Source organism: Chryseobacterium sediminis (assembly GCF_008386505.1).
In the GTDB taxonomy this organism is placed as follows: Bacteria; Bacteroidota; Bacteroidia; order Flavobacteriales; family Weeksellaceae; genus Chryseobacterium; species Chryseobacterium sediminis.
In genome coordinates, this window is the sequence record NZ_VUNZ01000002.1 from 674043 (window position 1) to 694650 (window position 20608).

Sequence of the window (20608 nt, forward strand, 5' to 3'; positions counted from 1 at the left end):
GTACAAAAAACATTTTACTTTAATACCTGCTCCTTAAACTGGCGCCCTCTGTCTTCATAGCTTTTGAACAAGTCAAAGCTTGCACAACATGGAGATAGTAAAACGGTATCTCCTTTTTTAGCCAGTGATTTTGAAATTCTCACGGCTTCCTCCATGCTTGAAGTATCATAAATAACTTCTTTTTTGTCTTTAAAGAAATCTATAATCTTCTTATTATCAATTCCAAGGCATACAATGGCCTTCACTTTTCTTTTGACTAAATCTTCAATTTCGGTATAGTCATTTCCTTTATCTAATCCACCAACAATCCATACGGTTGGTGTTTTCATACTTTCCAAAGCATAATAAGTAGCATTCACATTGGTTGCTTTACTGTCATTGATGTATTTTACATGATCAATCTCAGTCACCAATTCCAGTCTGTGTTCTACAGCCTGGAATGTCATCAGTGAATGTCTGATGCTTTCATTGTTGATTTTTAATATCTTACCTGCAATAGATGCCGCTAAGCTGTTGGCTACATTGTGATTTCCCAACAGAGACAATTCGTCAACTTTCATTGAGAATTCATCTTTCATTTTTACCACAATTTCATCTTCATTCACAAAACCTCCTTCAGATAATTTCTCTTTTGTTGAGAAAGGAACCATTTTAGCTTTTATTTCAAGCTTTTCAAGAAGATTTTTGCTCATTTCATCATCTTTGTTGTAGATGAAGAAATTATCATTTTCCTGATTTTCAGTGATTCTGAATTTTGCCAAAGCATATTCTTCATAGTTGTAGTTGTACTGATCCAGATGATCCTGGGACAGATTCAACAGTAAAGAAATATAAGGTCTGAAATTCTGAATATCATCCAGCTGGAAAGAGCTTACTTCCAATACATAATATTCATGGTTTTCATCTGCCACCTGCTTGGCAAAGCTGTAGCCGATATTTCCTCCTAAACCTACATTCAATCCGTCGTTTTTCAGGATGTAGTAGATCAGGGAAGTTGTTGTTGTTTTTCCGTTGCTTCCGGTAATGGCAATGATCTTTGCGTCTGTAAATTCAGAAGCAAATTCAATTTCAGAGGAAAGTCTGATTCCTTTTTCATGAATTTTATGAATGATCTCCGCTTTTTTCGGAATTCCCGGGCTTTTTACGATCCAGTCAGCATTTAAAATCCTTTCTTCATCGTGGTTACCTTCTTCAAATTCAATTTCATTATCGGTAAGAAACTGCTTATAGTTATCCTTAATAGCTCCTTTATCTGAAAGAAATACTTCCAGACCTTTCTTTTTTGCCAAATAAGCAGCACCGCATCCGCTTTCTCCACCTCCTAAAACAACTATTTTCATATTATAAAAGCTTTATGCTATAGGCTTTAAGCTTTAAGCTTATTGCTACAGCTTTTAATTTTATCTCATTTTTAGTGTGATCAGACATACAATCGCCAATATTACCCCGATGATGATCATTCTGTTCACGATTTTACTTTCGTGGAAACCTTCTTTCTGATAATGATGGTGTAATGGTGACATTTTGAATAGTCTATTGTTTTGGGCATATTCCAACCCGTATTTTCTTTTTCTGTATTTGAAAACAACTACCTGAAGCATTACAGATACGTTTTCAATTAAGAAGATTCCGCATAATACAGGAATCAGCAATTCTTTTCTTAAAATAATGGCTAAAACAGCAATTACTCCTCCCAGCATCAAACTTCCGGTATCTCCCATGAAAACCTGTGCCGGATAGGTGTTGTACCAGAAGAATCCGATCACTGCTCCTACCATTGCCACGGCAAAAATGGTGGTTTCTCCCATATTCGGAAGGAACATAATATTAAGGTAATCTGCAAAGATGATGTTTCCTGAAAGATAAGCGAAGAGCGCCAGTGTGAGCAGTATAATGGCACTGGTTCCGGCTGCGAGACCATCAATTCCATCCGTGATATTGGCTCCGTTTGAAACAGCTGTTACAATGAAGATCACAATGGGAATAAAGACAATCCATGCCCACTCATGGGCATCTTTATCATTCATCCAAAATAAAATTCCGCTATAATCGAACTCATTATTTTTTGCAAAAGGTACGGTAGAAACAGTAATTTTTTCTGTAGGCATAAAGTTTTGTTCTACATTGTTTCTGTTGACTACTTTAGCATCTGCATATTTTCTTTTAACAGTAATATCCGGGTGGAAATACATTGTAATTCCGACAATTAGCCCTAGACCAACTTGTCCTACAATTTTAAATTTACCGCTTAATCCGTCTTTGTTTTTTTTGATTTTCTTTAAATAATCATCAAGGAAACCAATTGCCCCCATCCAAAACATGGAAACCAGCAGCAGAACAATATACACATTGGTAATCCTTGTAAACAGCAATACCGGGATGATGGTTGCCAAAATGATGATGAGACCTCCCATGGTAGGAGTTCCTTCTTTTTGTTTCTGGCCATCTAATCCTAAGTCACGTACCAATTCTCCCATTTGTTTTGTTCTCAGGTAATTGATTACTCTTTTTCCGTAGACAAGAGCAATAATCAAAGAGAATAATACAGCCATTCCGGCACGGAAGGAAATGTATTTCAACAATCCTAATCCGGGAACGTGAATTCCATGGTTGGTTAGATATTCGTATAGATAGTATAGCATGTTTATTTCATTTAAAGATTAAGAAATTAAGGTATTTAGAAATTCTTATTGTCTTAATTCCAGAATTTCTAAATCTTTTAATTTAAAATTTATTTACTCATTAATTTCCAAAGCTCATTAATTACTTCTTTGTCATCAAAATGATGTTTCACACCATTTATCTCCTGATAGTTTTCGTGGCCTTTTCCGGCAACTAAAACAATATCTTTAGGTTCTGCAAATTTTATAGCCATCTTTATGGCTTCTCTTCTATCCGGAATTGAAGTGTACTTGCTGAAATTTTGTGGTTCAACACCTGCTTCAATTTCTTTGATAATCTGTGCAGGATCTTCTGTTCTCGGATTATCTGAAGTGATAATTGCCAATGTAGATTTTTTTGTGGCAATATTTCCCATTTCAGGTCTTTTGGAGTGATCTCTGTCTCCTCCGCAACCGAATACGGTGATTAATCTTTCATTTTTGGTTCTGATATCGTTAATGCTGTCCAGAATGTTTTCCAATGCATCCGGAGTGTGTGCATAATCTACGATAAAGAAAATTCCACCATCGGATTTGAAAGTTTCAAATCTACCGGAAACTCTTTTTAATTTGCTTACAGCCTGAAGAATTTCATCCTGCCCAAAACCTAGTTCAGCAGCAATTCCGAATACAAGCAGTAAATTATATACATTGAATTTCCCGGTCAATGTCGTCCAGAATTCTTTTCCGTTGAAGTTCAACAGCATTCCGTTGAAATCTACTTCTAAAAGCTTTCCGTGATAGTCTGCCATGGTTTTCAATGCATAAGACTTCTTTTTAGCCTTAGTGTTCTGAAGCATGACATTTCCATTTTTGTCATCCGCGTTGGTGATGGCAATGGCTGTATCTTCTAATTGATCAAAGAATCTTTTCTTAGTTTTTAAATATTCTTCAAAGGTTTTATGATAATCTAAATGATCGTGAGTAAGATTGGTGAACCCTGCTATTTTGAAGTGTAATCCTTCAATTCTGTTTTGAGCGATTCCATGTGAGCTTACTTCCATGAAAGCGAATTCACATCCTTTTTCTACTGCTTCCGATAAAATTCTGTTGATTGTAATCACATCCGGAGTGGTATGAGTAGCCGGAATAATTTCTTCGCCAATTCTGATCTCAACAGTGGAAAGCAATGCGGATTCATAGCCCAGGTTTTTGAAAACATCAAAAAGAAGGGTAGAAACAGATGTTTTTCCATTAGTTCCCGTAACTCCTATCAGTTTTAGTTTCTGAGAAGGGTTTCCGTAGAAATTAGAAGCAAGGTGACCTAAGGCTTTAGATGAATCTTTTACCTGAACATAGGTTACGTTTTCAACCAATATTTCTGGAAATTCTTCGCAAACAATTGCTGCTGCACCTTTTTCAATAGCAGATGCAATGAATGAGTGACCATCCACTACCGTTCCTCTCATTGCAATGTAAAGAGAGCCTTTTGTAACTTTTCTGCTGTCGATTACCAATTCAGTAACCTCACGGTTGTTATCACCGTGAATTTCCAGTACTGGTATTCTGTTTACTAATTCTGTTATAATCATTTTTATCAATAAGGCTTTGCCCTATTTTGTTTTAAATCCTTATTTAATTCTGCAGAGACAAATAAATTCTCTGGTTTTTACTGATCGTTGTGCCTTCAAGAGGGAACTGTTCTTTAATTCTTCCCACTCCTTTATAGTCGACACGATATCCTAAGTTTTCCAATTGCGGGATTACATTTTTACCAATTAATCCTACCACATTAGGCATTTGCTTATCATTTACTGCTACTTTAACATTAGGTTCAACCATTTTGCTCAGGTTTACCTTTTTGTCTACAAGCATTTCTTTTTCAATGTTTTGAGGTGTTTTCAGGAATGTTTTTCCTGCAATTTCTTTAAATACCGGTGCTGAAACGGAACCTCCATAAAATCCTTTTGCAGTATTAGGTTCACTAATCATTACATAACAGGTATATTTTGGGGCGTCAGCCGGATAAAATCCTGCAAATGATGCGCGGTATTTCATTGGACCAGGCAGCCAGTATTCAAATCTTGCGGTTCCTGTTTTTCCTGCCATTTTCAGGTTGGGAGTAAAGATACTTCGTCCTGTTCCTTTTTCTACAGCTTTGGTTAAAGCACTGGTCATCATTTTAATAGCTTTTTCAGATGCCATTTTGTTGACCATTACTTCAGGCTTCGCGTTGTACATCACTTTTCCATCTTTCATTATTTTATCGATGAATAATGGCTTAAGCATTTTTCCTCCATTGGCAACCCCGTTGTAAAAGGTCGTCAGTTGCAGAAGGTTGATATTGGAAGAGTATCCGTAAGAAATAGAAGCCAGTGTTGCTGCATTCCATCTTTTATTCTGTGGAGTTACGATCTTTGGTTTTGTGATTCCCGGAAGCTCGATATCCATTTTGTCGAATAATTTCCAACGTTTCAGGTGGTCAAGGAAGATCTGAGGCTTTTCTGCATAATACTTTGTGATCAGTTTTGACGTTCCTACGTTACTGGATTTTGCCAATACGTCACTGATATCATAAGTTCCACCTCCGTGGCCATCAGAGATTCTCTGTTTTGCATATACCCAAACTCCGTTTCCTACATTTACTGTTGTGTTTTCATCAATAAATCCATCATCCATTGCTGCTAAAAGCGAAATGGTTTTAAAAGTAGATCCCGGTTCGATATTGTCTTTCAGGGCATAATTGTAAGAATCTTCGTAATCTCCTGAATCTGTTCTTCTTAAGTTGACAAGGGCGCGTACTTTTCCGGTTTCAACTTCCATGACAATTACGGTACCATGTTTGGCTTCAAAATTAATCAGCTGTTTCTCAAGTGCGGAGTGTGCAATGTCTTGAATTCTAAGGTCTAAGGTTGTATATACATCTTCTCCGTCTACCGGTTCCTGCACTTTCCAGAAGTCAATGGGTTTCCATTGTGAAGAATTGATTCTTTGCTCAAGTCTTTTTCCGTCCGTTCCTGTCAGATATTTTGAAAAAGCTCCTTCCAATCCTGATCTAAGTTCTCCGTTATCCATACCAATAGTTCCGGCTCCGATTTCTGAAGTGGCAAGTTCTCTTTTATAGTTTCTGTCAACGATAAAACCTCCCTTGTTTTTACCTCTTTTGAAGATCGGGAACTTTCTGATTCTGTCATACTGATCAAAATCTAGCCCTTTCACTAAAGTGTAGTATTGGTTTTTCTTTTTCTTCTGCTCGTCAAATTTCTGTCTGAATTCTCCTCTGGATTTTCCGAACATTTTACTCAATGAATCCGTCAGCGCTCCGATATTATTGGAGTATACGGTATCTTTCATCGTCTTGAAGTCAAGATAGATGTCATATCGCATTACAGTAGTTGCGAGAATAGAACCGTCAGACGCAAAAAGGTTACCGCGGGCTGCCTTTAAAGTAGCTTCACGATAGTTTTTATTAATGTAATCGTCTTTAATTTCCTGAACATTGGTATTCTGAAGAATAACAATTCTTGCCAAAAACATGACAAACACGCACAAAGCTACCACTGCAAAGAGGTAGCCCCATCGTAACGTTTTCTTACGTTTATTGTCGTATTCATTTTGCTTTTGCATCTGTACTGTCCAGTTTTATTAGCAATTTGTGAGGGTGGTTTTCCAGGGTCATTAATGAATCCCGGGCAACCTCTTTCCCCAGCTCTGATTCCATTTTTACTTTGATCAGCTTACTCTGGGCGTAAGCGTTTCTTGATTTGTATTCTTCTGTTTCCTCTTTTAAGGCGTTTACAATTTTTATTTTTTTATTGACGAGATGGTTGGTATAAATCATGGCCATCATCAGAACAAACAACAGGAGGAAATACTTATAATGTATTTTGATCTCATCACGATTCAGAAAGTTTCCTTTTATAATATCTATAAAAGTGAGTCTTTTCTGGGGGCGATTTGTTGTTCTTTTTGCCAAAGCTTTGTTTATAATTGATTAATGATAAAGGATAATTGATATCGCTTATCACTTATGATTTATCATTTATACTTTTATTCCTGTTCTCATTTTGGCACTTCTTGCTCTTGAGTTTTCTTCGATCTCCTGATCATCAGGAATGATTGCTTTACTCTTTATCAATTCAAATGCCTTTTTATAATTTCCGTAGATATCTCTTGCCGGTTCTCCTTCAAACATTCCATTTTTCAGGAATCTTTTTACCAAACGGTCTTCTAAAGAGTGGTAAGAAATAACGACCAGCCTTCCTTCCGGTTTCAACACATTATAAGCCTGAACTAGCATTTCCTTTAATACTTCAAGTTCCTGGTTAACTTCAATTCTTATTGCCTGAAAAAGCTGGGCATAGAATTTATTTACCTTATGAGGCGGAATGTAGCTGAAAAGCTTTTTCAAATCCTCAGTAGTATCTATGCTTTTTGTTTTTCTGTGGTGAACAATTTCTCTTGCCAGTTTTCTTGCTTCTCTTAATTCTCCATAGTGATAGAAAAGATCTGCAAGTTCACTTTCTTCATATTCATTGATCACTCTTTTGGCATCAAGGTTCTGCATTACATTCATCCTCATGTCCAAAGGAGCATTGCTTCTTGTAGAGAAACCTCTGTCTGCTTCATCAAACTGGTGTGAAGAAACACCCAGGTCAGCCAAAACACCATCTACCTGAGGAACTCCGTACATCAGTAATGAGTTTTCCAGAAATCTGAAATTCTGATTAACTAATGTAAATCTAGGATCATCAATTGTATTTTTAAGTGCATCCAGATCCTGGTCAAAACTGAACAATCTTCCTTTATCAGAAAGTCTGCTCAAAATCTCCCTGGAGTGGCCTCCGCCTCCAAAGGTGCAGTCCACATATATTCCGTCAGGATTCGTCACCAAATCATCAACACTCTGCTTCAACAAAACGGGGTTATGATACATGCTTAATTGTGTTTTTTATTTAATATATAATCAATTAATAACCTACAGTTATTCTTCATCGAAAGAGCCCATCACATCTTCTGCAAGACTTGCAAAATCAGTTTCATTGGTGGCAATTACCTTTTCATAGGCTTCTTTATCCCAAATTTCAAATAGCTCTCCCGCGCTGGTAATCACAATATCTTTTTGAAGATTTGCGAAATTCGTCAGGTCTTTAGAGATCTGTAATCTTCCCGCATTATCCAATTCTACTGTCTTTACTCCTGCCGTAAACATTCGTATGAAATCAGCATTCTTTTTTATGAATCTGTTCAGTTTATTAATTTTGCCCATCAGTTTGTCCCATGCATTCATAGGATAGACTTCCAGACAGGGTTGGAACACAGATCTTTTGACTACAAATGCCTTGTCTTCGAAGTTTTCCATCTGTTTAATTAAAGATGAAGGAACTTTTAAGCGGCCTTTGTCGTCAATTTTGCACTCATATGTCCCAATGAAATTTTTCATTTGGGACAAATTTATATAATAATTTCCAAAATTTCCCACTTTTTCCCACTTTTTGACTCAATGTTAATAAGTTTTATTAGAGATTGAATTTCGATAATGTAAAATACTGATATGAAGCCAGTTGTAAATAGTGTTATTTAGGCCATAATAAAGCGTGTTTGAAAAAAAAAGTTAAAAAGGAGAATATTATATTATTTTTATCTTAAATTAGGATAATCAAAATTTTTTTGAGGTTTAATTTGTATTTTTGCAGGGCTTTATTAAGGCGTTTTATGATATTTAGTACAAAAAAAGAAAAGAAATATTCCTATGTAGAAGCGGGAGAAGGACATCCATTAGTGCTGTTGCACGGGTTAATGGGTGGTTTGAGTAATTTCGATAAAATGGTAGATTTTTTTTCGGAAAGAGGCTTCAAAGTATATGTTCCTCAGCTGCCGATCTATGATCTGCCGGTACTCAATACGAATCTTACCACTATCGCAAAATATATTATCAAGTTTATAGAAAGTCATATTTCAGGTCCGGTAACCATTATGGGAAACTCAATGGGAGGGCATGTAGGGCTTATCTTAACTTTAGCAAGACCAGATTTGGTAAAAAATCTTGTGCTTACGGGAAGTTCCGGATTATATGAAAGAACTTTCGGGGACAGTTTTCCAAGGAAAAATGACCGATCTTATATCAGAAAGAAAACGGAAGAAGTTTTCTATGATCCAAAGATTGCGACAGAGGATCTTGTAGATGAAGTTTTCGCGGTGGTGAATGACAGAATGAAAGGAATAAAAACAGTAATGCTGGCAAGAAGTGCCATCAAACACAATATGCTGAATGACCTTCCGAAGATTGTGACACCTACGTGTCTTATCTGGGGAAAACAGGATAATGTAACTCCTCCGGAAGTGGCAGAAGACATGCACAAATTTATTCCTAATTCGGATTTATTTTGGATAGACCATTGCGGCCATGCAGCCATGATGGAAAAACCGGATGAGTTCAATGAAATCCTGTATAACTGGATAAAAGATAAAGTTTAATAAATACATCATAAAATGACCATTAAGAGCTTTTCTTAATGGTTTATTTTTCTAAAATACATTCAACAATGATTATCAAGACAGCAGAGTTTGTAAAGAGCAGCGGAAAATGGCAGGAATGCCCTGAACCCAATATTCCTGAATATGCTTTTATCGGAAGATCAAACGTAGGAAAGTCATCATTGATCAACGCAATGATGAATCATAAAGACCTGGCTAAGACATCACAGACTCCAGGAAAAACCCAGCTGATCAATCATTTTTTAGTGAATGAAAACTGGTACCTTACCGATTTACCGGGCTATGGCTATGCAAAGGTTTCAAAGGTTCAGCGAAAGGATTTTGAAAAGCTAATCACGAATTATATTCTGAACAGAAGAAATCTTGTCAATCTTTTTGTTTTAGTGGATATAAGACATACTCCACAGAAAATTGATTTAGAATTTATCCAATGGTGTGGAGAGAGTGGGATCCCTTTTTCAATTGTATTTACCAAGGCTGATAAATTAAAACCCAATGTTGCTATTAAAAACGTTGAAGATTATAAAGCTGAGCTTCATAAGACCTGGGAGGATCTTCCTGAACTTTACGTTACCTCAGCAGAAAAGAAAGAGGGTGGTGACAACATTCTTAATTTTATCCAGAAAACTAATGAATTTTTAACGAATAATAATATAAGTTTCGATGAGTAATATTGTTTGGAAAATAAAAACGTTTGATGAGTTCACCGTTCCTGAATTGTATTCGGTACTGAAAGCACGTATAGACGTTTTTGTTATTGAACAGAACTGCCCTTATCCTGATCTTGATAATTATGATCAGAAAGCAGTTCATATCTGGGCAGAAGAAGATGGACAGGTGCTGGCATACTGCCGTGTATTTGATAAAGGAATAAAATATGATGAAACGTCCTTCGGAAGAGTTCTGACAACAGAGCAGGCAAGAGGGAAAAGTTTGGGAAAACAGTTGATACAATATGCCGTAGAAACAATAGAAAACCGTTTTCATACTTCTAAAATCAAAATATCTGCACAGGATTATCTGTTAAGATTTTACAGTGGATTCGGATTTGAAGATACGGGCAAAAAGTATCTGGAAGATGATATTCCGCATACGGAAATGATAAGAAAATAAAAAAAGGTATCTCAAACGAGATACCTTTTTTCGAACTGTATAAAATTATATTGGGAGTTATTAGTTTTTTTCATCATTTCTTACTTCAAAAGTAATTTAATTAAGAAAAATATCCTTACGGAAAACCGTAATAGGTTAAATAATCCCCAAATCTTTACAAAAAGCGACAAGTTGTTCATTGCTTGTGATCTGAAGATCTTCCTTCATGCTGTTCAGTTTTTTCTCTACACTGCTTAAGCTGTTGGGCTTAATATCGTTGTTTTGAAGATAAACAGGAATGTTTTTCTGTAAAACTCCCTGAGATAAGAGAGATACCAAAGTAATGTCATAGGTAGAAAACTCATAATTGTTGAGTTTCTTTACTTCCTGTTTAAGGTCAAGAGAAAGATAATTTTCATTCACATAGGTTGAAGCAATTGCTTTTTTAAGTTCTTTAGAATCATTTCGGGCTTTACGAACAAAACCATTGATTCCATATTCGTTGAAAAGGCTATCGATAACTCCGGATCTATGCTCTGCTGAAAAAACAATTATTTTCAAAGATGGCTGTAGCTCTTTAATGGTTTTTATCAGCTCTTTTCCGTCTTTAATATTTTGTATGTTGTGGTCTTCTTCAAAAGAAAGATCTGTAATTAACAAATCATAAAGATCATTTTCACGAATGGATTTTTGAATTTTAGCTAATGCATCATCACAATAATAAACATAATCTGTGGTGGAAATAGTAAGGTCTTCTAATGTTTTCTGTACAGAAATACTGCTGCTTTCGTGATCTTCAGCTATTAAAATTTTTTTGAACATTCTTTTTCTTTTTTAAGAAGCAGGAAATGAAATATAAATTTTCAACCCTTTTTCGGTTTCAGTGTCAAAAATAATTTCTCCATGGATAGCTTCAATACGGGAATCCGTATTTGTCAAACCATTTTTGTAAGTAATTCCCTCTGAAATACCGATGCCATTGTCTGTATACTGAATTTGTATCCTGTTATTTTTTCTTTCAAATTTGAAAGCAACATGGGTGGCATGGCTGTGTTTTTTCATATTTATCAAAAGTTCCCGCATGACCTGATAAATTTCTTCCCGGGTAAATTCTTTCAGCGTTTTCCAAATACTTTCATCATTTCCGGCCAGGTAAGTTTTTACATTTTCATTATTAAAAGAAGCAATAAGAGTTGATACCCTTTTACTAAATTCCTGCTTATTTTCAGAGGCTGTTTTCTCATAAGAAATATCTCTGGACTTTTCGTAGACAAACTCCAGGTCATCAAGTACTTTTTCTTTATCAAAATCTTCCTGATTTTCGATCTTTGTCATCACCTGATAAATACCATTGGCTACCACATCATGTACTTTTTTGGAAAGATGAAGCTGATTTTCTTTTATTCTTAATTCGTTTTCCTGTTTCAGCCTTTTTTTTCTTCTCTTGTATAATATTGAGGCCCCGACAAGGCTTAAGGAGAGAATTCCTAAAATAACATTCTGCTTTAAAATTCTGTTTTGCTTCTGGACGGTAATAACTTTAAGCTGTTGATTTTCTGCATTCTTTTTTTCTACATCAAACTCTATCAGTGCAAATCTGTTTTTTGCTTTATCTCTGGATAACTGGATGCTGTCATTTAGATACTGATATTCTGTGAAATAATTCTTTAAATGAATTCCTTTATCATTTTTTACCAGAAATTCCAGCGCCTCTAATCTGTCATTAGGGTTTTTGATTACTTTTGCTAAACGATATTTTTCATTGATATGATGCAAAGCTTTAGTCTTATCAAAGGTTAGATAATATTCAGCAAGATGAGAATGACTGGATATAAGCCCGGATTTGTCATTGATTTTTTGTCTCAGAAAGAAAGCCGATAATAAACCTTCTTCTGCCTTATAATTATTGTTTTCAAGCCAGCTGATATAATTGTAATTATCTAAAATTCTTGCATAATCTATATCATGCTGTAGTAACTCTTTATCCTTTAGAAGAGATTGATAGATCCGGATTCCCTGCGAATAACTTTTCAGTTTTCCATAGGTATCTGCAATATTATTGTTAATTCTGATTTTCTGATAATTATCTGAACTTGCCTGCAATGCCTTATGATACCAGGTGAGCGCTTCTGCATAATGCTTGAGGTTTTTTTCAGATATTGCAAGGTTATTGTAAATGGAGGGCAGGTAAGCAGAGTCTTCAGGAAGTTTTAAAAAGGACAATGCATCAATAGCTCTTTCATTACTACTCAGATAATCTCCGATATCATTCAGTATAATGGCCTTGGTTATTAAGCAGGATGCTATGCTTGCTGAATCATTCTTTAGCTTATAGATGCTTTCGGCTTTTGAAAGAAGTGTAAATGCCTTTTCATTATCATTATTGTATAGAGCTGTAGCCTCATTATACATTTTGTCCGCTTCGGCTGACGGGGCTTTTACCGGAGGATTCCTGTTTTCGGAAAAATTACAGCTAATGAGTAAAAGAAAGATTCCTAAAAATTTAAAACCGGCATACATGATTATAATTGATAGCAACTAAAGGTATTAAAAAAAGGACAATTTTCATTGCCCTTTTATTTAATTATTTTTTTGGAGGTAAAATCTGCCCTGTTTCACCACTTGTATCACTGCCGCTTTCTGGAGAAAGGTTCATTGTAGCAGGTTGATAACTGTTTTGATCTGTTGTTGGTGTATTGGCATTATTATCTGAAAATGCTAAACCTAATAGCATCAATATAATTTGGATCATTCCTTTAAAATTTTCGAAGTTGAAACCGTATTTCTTCCTCTCAAGAAGTATTTATCATGAGCTGTACACTGTTAAAATCTCGAAGCGCTTCTTAATTTTTTAGGGAAGTGAACCTTTAAAAACGGAGGCAAAACATCTGCTTCCCAATCCGGAGTTTAATCTCTGTTTTCTCTGGTTTTTTTGAAATCAGTTTTTTAATGTTTTTGTTGATTTCTAAAGCAAATTTGCAGCAAAAAATGAGAGATCTGTTAGACAAAGCATAGACATCAATAGACAATAAACAACTGTGGAGTTATTACGGAAATCCGTAATGCGGTATGATTGAAAATCATCTACTTTGTAATGCCCGAAAACGTTGTTTATGTCCAAGAAAAAACTACTAATTAATGAAGTATTTGAGCAGGCAAGAAGAGAATCAGAAAAAACCACAAAAAGTGGTTTAGCCTCTTATCTGCATCTTTGTTTTATTGATCATCTGAAATTCTATGAAATTTCAGAAAAAACATTTATACGATATTATGAAGACTTTGTTGAAGGCAACAGCAGGAGGAATATTGAGCAGGAAAGACTGAATAAAATGAGTCAGTATATTGGCTATAAGGATTTTACAGACTTTTCCAGGACCTTTATCAGAAATGATGAAAAAAAAAATCTGACTACGGTAAAAATCAGTGTAGATCAGGATGAAGAAATTATATCTGAAAGGCTGTCCAAAATAAATATTAATATCATCAATGAGCAGCATTTTAAAATGCCGGAATTTGTCAGACAAAATAGTTTTGGTCTTGTTGGTATGTTTATCCTGGGGAGTTTTCTGATTGGAAATTACTATTGCTCATCCTCAAACAGAAATACACCGTTAAGTTTTTTCAATGTAGCTAGCATTGGAAAAAATTGCATGTATTGGGACAAAAACGAATATAAACCAACTGATTGTAAGGACGGAAATCCTTTACTGACTATCGTCCCGAAGGATATGATACAGATTAAATATTTTAAACGTATTACCAGAAAAGATACTCTTACGGTAGAAAATGCTTTGGGGAAAACCTGGTATTCCAAGGTTGACGGTAAAGTTGAGTTTTTTACAATGGATGGAATTGATCCGGAGAATAAAAAAGAGCTAAAAAGATCAACTGAATATATCATTAGAAAATATTCAGGAAAGAAATCTGGTATTATGCCTGCAGAATAAATTTCCTTCATAATTATTTAAAATACAGTTAAAACAATTCCTCATCCATTCCAGTAATTTCGTCTTATTTTTAAGATGAATAGACAGATATTTTCCGTTTTACTTTTTATAAGTACTTTTTTTTCAGCACAGAAACCCGTACAGATTGCTTTTCTTTCTGATGTTCATTTTCAGGATTTGTATGGAAGTTTCTCAGATCATAATTTTAAAGGAATTATAAATCCTAAAACAGGAAAACCCACGATCCTGAGGACCATGGATTCTCAACTGCATTCCACAAGAATCTTCAATGAGAACTATTTTGCTTTTCTTAAAGCCTTGGATGATATTGTTGCTAAAGGAATTAAAATAGTAGCAATGCCCGGTGATTTTTCGGATGACGGGCAGGCTTATAACCTTCGCGGGCTTCATAGAATTTTACAAGAATACCATGAAAAGTATGGTATTAATTTTTATTTGACAACAGGAAATCACGATCCCGTAGGGCCATTTCACAATGAAGGAGGAAAGGACGATTTCCTTGGACAGAATGGAAACCCGCTGGGGATTTATAGTAAAGAAAATATTGGGAAATCAACAGATAAAGTAATCACAAAAGATATCGCAGAATCTGGATACCTCGAGATTTTGAATGAATTAAAAGATTTTGGTTTCTATCCTAAAAAAGAAGATTTGTTCTGGAGTACACCTTTTGATCATCATTCATTTAAAAATTATTCTTACAAAAATGGATTGCAGTCTGCCGATTATTCCAAAAGAATGTATGAAGTGGCCAAAAGCTTTTCTGTTCCGGATTTAAGTTATGTTGTTGAACCAGTGAAAGATGTGTGGATGATTGCCATAGACGGAAATACTTATATTCCGAAAAACCTGAAGGAAAGTCCTCAAAATACATCCAATTATAAAGGAGCAAGCATTGGCTATAATAATGTACTGACCAATAAACAGCATTTGATACCATGGGTAAAAAAACTTGCTGAAGAAGCCAGGAAAAGCAATAAAACTTTGATTGCATTTACCCATTATCCGATGATAGATTTCAATGATGGAGCAACCAGTGAAATTAAAAATCTGTTGGGAGATAAAAAATGGCAGATGGAGCGTGTTCCGCAGGAAGAAGTGGCAAAATTGTTTGCTGAAGCAGGATTACAGATTCATTTTGCAGGTCATATGCATATTAATGATACAGGAATCAGAAAATTTGGTGAGAATGTTTTGGTAAATGTTCAGGTTCCTTCACTGGCAGCCTATCTGCCGGCGTATAAAATTCTGACCATCCAATCACCTAATAGGATGGAAGTGAAAACCGAAGTTATAAATGATGTTCCGCATTTTGATGAGCTATTTCCCTTATATGAAAAGGAATATAGTGCATTACAACACGATAAAACCAAAACTCTCTGGAATAAAGATATATTAAATACCAAATCATATCATGATTTTATGCTTTTCCATTTAAAAGAATTGGTACGTTTAAGAATGATTCCTGATGACTGGCCAAAAGAATTTATTGATAAAACTAAAAGTTTAAATGGAGGAGACCTCCTCTTGTTCATTCAAAATAAAGACCGGTTAAAAGACCAGGGAATCAGATCTGAAAGCTTTAAAAAGTGGTCTTTTGATGACTTGCTGCTGGATCTGTATAAATTTCAATCAGCAGATGAGCTGGCAAAAAAAGACATTCCTGAAGAGAGACTGAAACAGTATCAGATATTGGAGAAGTTATATCAGGAAAACCAGTCAAACGATTTATTTATAATCCAAATAAAATCAGTTTTTAAAATCCTTTCATTGCTTTCTCACGGAGATCCGGCAGATCATTTTGAAATAGATCTGAAAAAAAAGAAAATAATAAAACTGTAAATTATAATACTTCATAAACCCTCCATTTGTATTCAATGGGATAGTTGTGGCATTTGTGAAAAGAATTAGTACTATTTGTGTTTAAACAAAAGAAAGGCTGCCCATTCAGGCAGCCTCCTCAATTATAAATCTAACAGCAAAACAGGACTACTTGCCTGTTAAAGGATTTCTTCTCTCATAAGTATTGTTGTCAAAACTTATCTTATAATTGGACTTGAATAATTTGCTGGGATAGTAATAATCTGTTGTAATGATCTGCGCTCCGCTTTCTTTTGCCTTTTCAAACCTTGAATAATCTTCACTGCGTGCTTCCATTGTATCAGCATCAGCTCTGGTACGGATAATATATCCTTTTTTCACCAGTTCTTTGATCATCACATCGTCTTTCTTCGGTTCATTCATAAATAGAACAGCGGATTCAGGAGTTCCCGGGATAGAATTTGTGAATATTATTCTTCCTTTCAAAGAAGGATGATCTTTTGCATACAGGTCCCTGTTTTCTCCATTATTATCTAAGACAAACAGAAATTTTCCCTTTGCATCTTTCACTTTTGGCCAGTTTTTACTTAAAACAGCTTCGTTCAGTGTTTTATAAGAACCTCTGATATCATCAGGTGTAATAATTTTCTCTTTTCCCAGGTACTTTTTCAGTTCGTGATCCAGATCATCAAAAAGCTGACTTGTATAATGCTCCGGCTCTGTTCCGAACTGATTCGCTTTTCCATCTTTGGGTTCAAGCGTTATAAAAACAGGATCGTGATCAGGATGTCTGTCAGACCATTTTTTTAAATCCTTCAGGCAGTCTTCCAGCGTATAATACCAGGTTTGATAATCAATATCTGTAATATGAATCATCTTATAACCCGGTTTTTTCATTTTTCCTTCCGGATCAAAAGGTTCGGTCGTCTTTACCAGATCCAATATTTTCGGATGGGCATATTTTCCTCCTTTGCTGTCTGCATAGACGTCAATTTCCAGATTTCTAAGCCCAAGATCCAGCTGTTCAGGAATAGGAATGTGTTCATATTGAATCTTCGGTAAAGAATTCTGAGTGTCTTTTTGGGATAAATAACTGTAAACCTCAGGAAGAATGGCTTTCTTATAAGAATTGTGAGAGCCTATTACCTGAATTTCATTGATCTTTAGCTCATCGAGTTGCTGAGATTGTGACCAAAACAGGTTGAAGGAAAATAAACAGATGCCAAGAAAAACAGCCTTTTTCATTTCGATACATTTTACATGCGAAATTAGTCACTCTTTACTTGTAATAATTTATATATTATGTTAAGTAATTTTTAAAATTCTGTGAATATTGGAAAAATAGAAGAGTATAAATATTTGATATTTAGGTTGTTTGTATTCTCTCAATTTGAGATATTTATATTTTGTTGACTTTAAGATAATATTATGTTAAAATAGATTTGTGGTAGATCCTTTTACTTTGTATGCCGAAATAAAAACTAACCGTTGCCTGAAAAGAAAACCACTGTTGCGGGAACAACAGCGGCTTTTTGATAAGCAATGTAACGTCTTGCAATTACTTTACTTATTGATATGTACCACAAAATTAATTTTTTTAAGTTTAAAAAGCTAATCCCGATTGCATTAATTTTTCTGGTGGCTCACCAGGCTGATGCTAAAGGCTTAACTTCAAACTATCCTGTGTTTTCGCAGGCAAACGAAACCATTTCCGGAACTGTAAAAGATCAGAATGGTTCTGCAATAGAAGGGGCAAAAGTGACTGTTGTAGAAACGGGAGACACTGTTTCTACTGATGCATCAGGAAACTTCTCAATTTCGGCCAGCATCGGGCAGACCTTATCCATTTCTTATGAAGGATATGGGGAACAGATGGTGAAAATCTCCAGTACTTCAGTGTCTGTAAAACTGGAATCCAAAAAAGGGTCAACTTCTATTGAAGAGGTAACTCTGGTAGGGTATGGTTCCCAGAAAAAATCTGATTTAACAGGAGCTGTAAGCCAGCTAAAAGCAGAAAATTTCAAAGAAGGAATGAACATTTCTGTGGATAACCTGATGCAGGGAAAAATCGCGGGTGTCCGTATCGTTCAGTCGAGTGGAGAACCCGGAGCAGGAGTGAATGTTTCCATCAGAGGAATAGGGTCCATCCGAAGTGGAAGTACACCTTTATTCGTTGTAGACGGTATCCCTTTGAATAACGATCCGGTGAGTGCCCAAAGCCCGAATGTAGGACTGGGAAATACAACCGCAAAGAATCCGCTTAACTTTTTGAATACAAGTGACATTGAATCCATTACAGTTTTAAAAGATGCTTCTGCTGCGGCAATCTATGGTGCAAGAGGTTCCAATGGTGTTGTTTTGGTAACAACAAAAAGAGGGAAGAAGGGAGAACCGATGTTTACGTATGATACGTATTTAGGTTTTTCTTCGGTGATTAAAAAATTAGATTTAATGACAGCCGATGAGTACAGAGCGGCAGGCATTGATAAATCTTATGACCACGGAGGAAATACAGACTGGCAGGACGAAATCTACAGAAATGCAGTTTCATCCAATCATTCTGTATCATTCTCAAAAGCTACAGAAACAGGGAATTATTTTGCGTCCCTTTCTCATATGGATCAGGACGGTATTGTACTGAACAGCAGCTTTAAAAGAACTACAGCTCGTTTAAATGCTGAAGAATCTTTCTTTGATAACAAGAGATTAAAGGTGAAGCTAAACCTTACCGCCAGTGATATCAGAGAAACGGGAATTCCAAACGGTGGAAATGCAGGATCTGACGGGCAGCTTATCATCCATGCTTTAATGGCGAATCCTACACGTTCCGTATACGATCAAAATGGAAATTATACCAATTTCAACATGAATGCTCACTACAATCCTCTTTATTTATTGAGCGTTTATGAGGATAAGACGAATACTTTCAGAGTATTAGGAAATACTGAAGCAACGTTAAGAATTTTACCGGGATTGAATTATAAATTTAATTTAGGTGTTGACAGAAGCTTATCCGAAAGAAACACAACAATGTTCCCGAACATTACAGACAGAAGCCCGAAAGGAATCTATTCACAGGCCAACCTTGATTCTTATAATATCCTTTTGGAGCATTATTTAACGTATGATTTTAGTTTAAACAGACATAATTTTAGCATATTAGGAGGTTTTTCTTATCAGAAGTTTAAAGCTACAGCTACTTATCTTGGTGTAAGAAACTTTGTCAATCAGGGAGCCGGGATTTCGCCGGAAATAAATCCTGGATATTCCGGAGATGTATTTATTCCACAGCCGGGAACTTCTCAGGAAAATGAATTGCAGTCTTACTTCGGGAGAGTAAATTATAATTTTGATAAAAAATATTTCTTAACAGCTTCATTAAGAGCGGATGGCTCCACACGTTTCGGAGACAACAATAAATATGGATATTTCCCGTCAGTTGCGGCAGGCTGGACTATTTCAAAGGAAAATTTCCTGAAAGATGTTTCATTTATCAATGAATTGAAGCTAAGAGGGAGCTGGGGAGAAACAGGAAATCAGGAAGTTCTCAATAAAATTACAAAAGCAAGTTATCTGTTATCACAAAGTGCAGGGTATTATTTATACGATAATTTAAACCTGATCAATGGAGTTCAGGTGGTAAGAACACCCAATCCCAATCTGAAATGGGAGGTTGTAGCACAAACCAATGTTGGGTTGGATTTCAGCTTGTTCAGAAACAAATTGTACGGTTCATTGGAATATTACAACAAAACGACTAAAAACCCAATATTATTTATTCCTTCCACTCCGTTAAGTCCTACAGATTTTGTCTGGCTGAATGCTGATGGAAAAATCGTTAATAAAGGTTTTGAATTCTCTTTAGGATCAGAAATTATTAAAAACGAAAATTTCACATGGAATCTTGATATCAACGGAGCTACGGTAAATAATGTGGTGAAAGATCTTCCGGTTTCAGGAATTAATTCCGGTGAAGTTTCAGGGCCCGGGCTTTCAGGGGTTACTGCCAATATTTACAGAAACGGGTATGAAGCAGGATCTTTCTATATGTACAATTACTTAGGAATTGATGCCAACGGAAAATATATTTATGAAGATCTGAACGGAGACGGAAAGATTGATCCGAATGACAGAAAGATTTTTGAAGGAGCTATTCCTAATTTTACTTTCGGGATCAATTCTTATATGAAATACAAGAAGTTTGATTTTGCATTTTCCTTTATTGGACAAACGGGTGGATATCTGGTAAACAATACTGCTTTGGATTTAAATATCAATAACTTAGCTTCAGACAGAAACGTTTTGAAAAAATATTATGATTCAGGAGCGAGCTTTGCCAATCAGCCGCAATTATCTTCTTTATATCTTGAAAAATCAGACTTTATTCGTTTAAGCAACGTAAGATTAGGATACACTTTTGACATGAATCAATTGAAATTTTTGAAAAGTATCAATCTGTATGTAAGTGCACAGAATCTATTTACCATTACCAGCTATTCAGGGTATGATCCACTTGTTGATACCAACAAGCAAGTGCAGGGAAATCAGTCTTTAGGAATTGATTATACGACTTATCCGTCTGCAAAAACTTTCATTCTGGGAGCTACTATTAAGTTTTAATTTAAGTTA

Annotated in this window: 17 protein-coding genes; 6 read left to right on the plus strand and 11 right to left on the minus strand. The window is 35.5% G+C overall.

Going from position 1 to position 20608, the window contains the following annotated elements; all coding sequences use genetic code 11:
• Positions 1 to 14: 14 nt before the first annotated feature.
• The 7 genes from murD to mraZ all read right to left on the minus strand — a co-directional run bounded on the left by murD (position 15) and on the right by mraZ (position 8043).
• Positions 15 to 1340 carry a UDP-N-acetylmuramoyl-L-alanine--D-glutamate ligase gene (gene murD, locus FW780_RS15235; RefSeq protein WP_149834338.1) on the minus strand — a complete coding sequence of 442 codons (1326 nt, stop codon included), beginning with the start codon at positions 1338 to 1340 and terminating at the stop codon, positions 15 to 17.
• 60 nt (positions 1341 to 1400) lie between these two features.
• Positions 1401 to 2642 (minus strand): phospho-N-acetylmuramoyl-pentapeptide-transferase, encoded by a 1242-nt coding sequence (gene mraY, locus FW780_RS15240; RefSeq protein WP_089693495.1) that lies wholly within the window; start codon positions 2640 to 2642, stop codon positions 1401 to 1403.
• An 89-nt stretch (positions 2643 to 2731) separates the two neighbouring features.
• On the minus strand, positions 2732 to 4192 hold the full coding sequence (locus FW780_RS15245; protein WP_149834339.1) for a UDP-N-acetylmuramoyl-L-alanyl-D-glutamate--2,6-diaminopimelate ligase: 1461 nt from the start codon (positions 4190 to 4192) through the stop codon (positions 2732 to 2734).
• 43 nt (positions 4193 to 4235) lie between these two features.
• Positions 4236 to 6227, minus strand: a complete 1992-nt coding sequence (locus tag FW780_RS15250) for a penicillin-binding transpeptidase domain-containing protein (RefSeq protein WP_149834340.1) — start codon at positions 6225 to 6227, stop codon at positions 4236 to 4238.
• Positions 6211 to 6576, minus strand: a complete 366-nt coding sequence (locus FW780_RS15255; protein ID WP_002981890.1) for an FtsL-like putative cell division protein — start codon at positions 6574 to 6576, stop codon at positions 6211 to 6213. Before FW780_RS15255 ends, FW780_RS15250 begins: the two co-directional genes overlap by 17 nt.
• 66 nt (positions 6577 to 6642) lie before the next feature.
• A complete protein-coding gene (gene rsmH, locus FW780_RS15260) occupies positions 6643 to 7536 on the minus strand; it encodes a 16S rRNA (cytosine(1402)-N(4))-methyltransferase RsmH (protein WP_047378000.1) in 894 nt (297 codons plus the stop codon).
• Between the two features lie 48 nt (positions 7537 to 7584).
• Positions 7585 to 8043, minus strand: coding sequence for a division/cell wall cluster transcriptional repressor MraZ (gene mraZ, locus FW780_RS15265; protein ID WP_149834341.1), 459 nt, complete (start codon positions 8041 to 8043; stop codon positions 7585 to 7587).
• A gap of 272 nt (positions 8044 to 8315) precedes the next feature.
• Here mraZ and FW780_RS15270 point away from each other — a divergent pair, with 272 nt between their 5' ends.
• The 3 genes from FW780_RS15270 to FW780_RS15280 all read left to right on the plus strand — a co-directional run bounded on the left by FW780_RS15270 (position 8316) and on the right by FW780_RS15280 (position 10211).
• The gene (locus FW780_RS15270) at positions 8316 to 9077 is read left to right on the plus strand and encodes an alpha/beta fold hydrolase (RefSeq protein WP_047379978.1); all 762 of its coding nucleotides are present in this window, start codon (positions 8316 to 8318) and stop codon (positions 9075 to 9077) included.
• Between the two features lie 68 nt (positions 9078 to 9145).
• On the plus strand, positions 9146 to 9769 hold the full coding sequence (gene yihA / locus FW780_RS15275) for a ribosome biogenesis GTP-binding protein YihA/YsxC (protein ID WP_149834342.1): 624 nt from the start codon (positions 9146 to 9148) through the stop codon (positions 9767 to 9769).
• On the plus strand, positions 9762 to 10211 hold the full coding sequence (locus tag FW780_RS15280) for a GNAT family N-acetyltransferase (protein ID WP_149834343.1): 450 nt from the start codon (positions 9762 to 9764) through the stop codon (positions 10209 to 10211). The genes yihA and FW780_RS15280 overlap by 8 nt, the downstream gene beginning before the upstream one ends.
• Positions 10212 to 10346: 135 nt before the next feature.
• Here the strand turns inward: FW780_RS15280 and FW780_RS15285 are convergent, their stop codons facing one another.
• Genes FW780_RS15285 through FW780_RS22445 form a run of 3 tightly spaced genes read right to left on the minus strand, consistent with a single transcriptional unit; the run spans position 10347 to position 12942 of the window.
• Positions 10347 to 11012, minus strand: a complete 666-nt coding sequence (locus FW780_RS15285) for a response regulator (protein WP_149834344.1) — start codon at positions 11010 to 11012, stop codon at positions 10347 to 10349.
• A 12-nt stretch (positions 11013 to 11024) separates the two neighbouring features.
• Positions 11025 to 12728: a tetratricopeptide repeat-containing sensor histidine kinase gene (locus FW780_RS15290; protein WP_149834345.1), complete on the minus strand. Its 1704-nt coding sequence runs from the start codon at positions 12726 to 12728 to the stop codon at positions 11025 to 11027.
• A 46-nt stretch (positions 12729 to 12774) separates the two neighbouring features.
• Positions 12775 to 12942 (minus strand): hypothetical protein, encoded by a 168-nt coding sequence (locus FW780_RS22445; protein ID WP_167510725.1) that lies wholly within the window; start codon positions 12940 to 12942, stop codon positions 12775 to 12777.
• A 361-nt stretch (positions 12943 to 13303) separates the two neighbouring features.
• On the opposite strand from FW780_RS22445, the gene FW780_RS15295 reads away from it, so the two are divergent.
• Together FW780_RS15295 and FW780_RS15300 are read left to right on the plus strand one after the other, a co-directional pair.
• The gene (locus FW780_RS15295; RefSeq protein WP_149834346.1) at positions 13304 to 14137 is read left to right on the plus strand and encodes a hypothetical protein; all 834 of its coding nucleotides are present in this window, start codon (positions 13304 to 13306) and stop codon (positions 14135 to 14137) included.
• A gap of 75 nt (positions 14138 to 14212) precedes the next feature.
• Positions 14213 to 16000, plus strand: a complete 1788-nt coding sequence (locus tag FW780_RS15300; RefSeq protein WP_149834347.1) for a metallophosphoesterase family protein — start codon at positions 14213 to 14215, stop codon at positions 15998 to 16000.
• A 147-nt stretch (positions 16001 to 16147) separates the two neighbouring features.
• Here FW780_RS15300 and FW780_RS15305 read toward each other — a convergent pair whose 3' ends face one another.
• Complete coding sequence (locus FW780_RS15305) at positions 16148 to 17224, minus strand: phosphatidylinositol-specific phospholipase C1-like protein (protein ID WP_149834348.1); 1077 nt, start codon at positions 17222 to 17224, stop codon at positions 16148 to 16150.
• A gap of 330 nt (positions 17225 to 17554) precedes the next feature.
• Between FW780_RS15305 and FW780_RS15310 the strand changes: the two genes are divergently transcribed.
• Positions 17555 to 20599 carry a SusC/RagA family TonB-linked outer membrane protein gene (locus tag FW780_RS15310; protein ID WP_149834349.1) on the plus strand — a complete coding sequence of 1015 codons (3045 nt, stop codon included), beginning with the start codon at positions 17555 to 17557 and terminating at the stop codon, positions 20597 to 20599.
• Positions 20600 to 20608: the final 9 nt, after the last annotated feature.

Excerpts from the sequence above, each read along its gene's own strand:
- FW780_RS15285 (WP_149834344.1), bottom strand. The coding sequence starts at position 11,012 with ATGTTCAAAAAAATTTTAATAGCTGAAGATCACGAAAGCAGCAGTATT.
- FW780_RS15295 (WP_149834346.1), top strand. The coding sequence starts at position 13,304 with ATGTCCAAGAAAAAACTACTAATTAATGAAGTATTTGAGCAGGCAAGA.
- FW780_RS15245 (WP_149834339.1), bottom strand. The coding sequence starts at position 4,192 with ATGATTATAACAGAATTAGTAAACAGAATACCAGTACTGGAAATTCAC.
- yihA (WP_149834342.1), top strand. The coding sequence starts at position 9,146 with ATGATTATCAAGACAGCAGAGTTTGTAAAGAGCAGCGGAAAATGGCAG.
- FW780_RS22445 (WP_167510725.1), bottom strand. The coding sequence starts at position 12,942 with ATGATCCAAATTATATTGATGCTATTAGGTTTAGCATTTTCAGATAAT.
- FW780_RS15250 (WP_149834340.1), bottom strand. The coding sequence starts at position 6,227 with ATGCAAAAGCAAAATGAATACGACAATAAACGTAAGAAAACGTTACGA.
- murD (WP_149834338.1), bottom strand. The coding sequence starts at position 1,340 with ATGAAAATAGTTGTTTTAGGAGGTGGAGAAAGCGGATGCGGTGCTGCT.
- mraZ (WP_149834341.1), bottom strand. The coding sequence starts at position 8,043 with ATGAAAAATTTCATTGGGACATATGAGTGCAAAATTGACGACAAAGGC.
- FW780_RS15310 (WP_149834349.1), top strand. The coding sequence starts at position 17,555 with ATGTACCACAAAATTAATTTTTTTAAGTTTAAAAAGCTAATCCCGATT.
- mraY (WP_089693495.1), bottom strand. The coding sequence starts at position 2,642 with ATGCTATACTATCTATACGAATATCTAACCAACCATGGAATTCACGTT.
- rsmH (WP_047378000.1), bottom strand. The coding sequence starts at position 7,536 with ATGTATCATAACCCCGTTTTGTTGAAGCAGAGTGTTGATGATTTGGTG.
- FW780_RS15270 (WP_047379978.1), top strand. The coding sequence starts at position 8,316 with ATGATATTTAGTACAAAAAAAGAAAAGAAATATTCCTATGTAGAAGCG.
- FW780_RS15280 (WP_149834343.1), top strand. The coding sequence starts at position 9,762 with ATGAGTAATATTGTTTGGAAAATAAAAACGTTTGATGAGTTCACCGTT.
- FW780_RS15305 (WP_149834348.1), bottom strand. The coding sequence starts at position 17,224 with ATGAAAAAGGCTGTTTTTCTTGGCATCTGTTTATTTTCCTTCAACCTG.
- FW780_RS15300 (WP_149834347.1), top strand. The coding sequence starts at position 14,213 with ATGAATAGACAGATATTTTCCGTTTTACTTTTTATAAGTACTTTTTTT.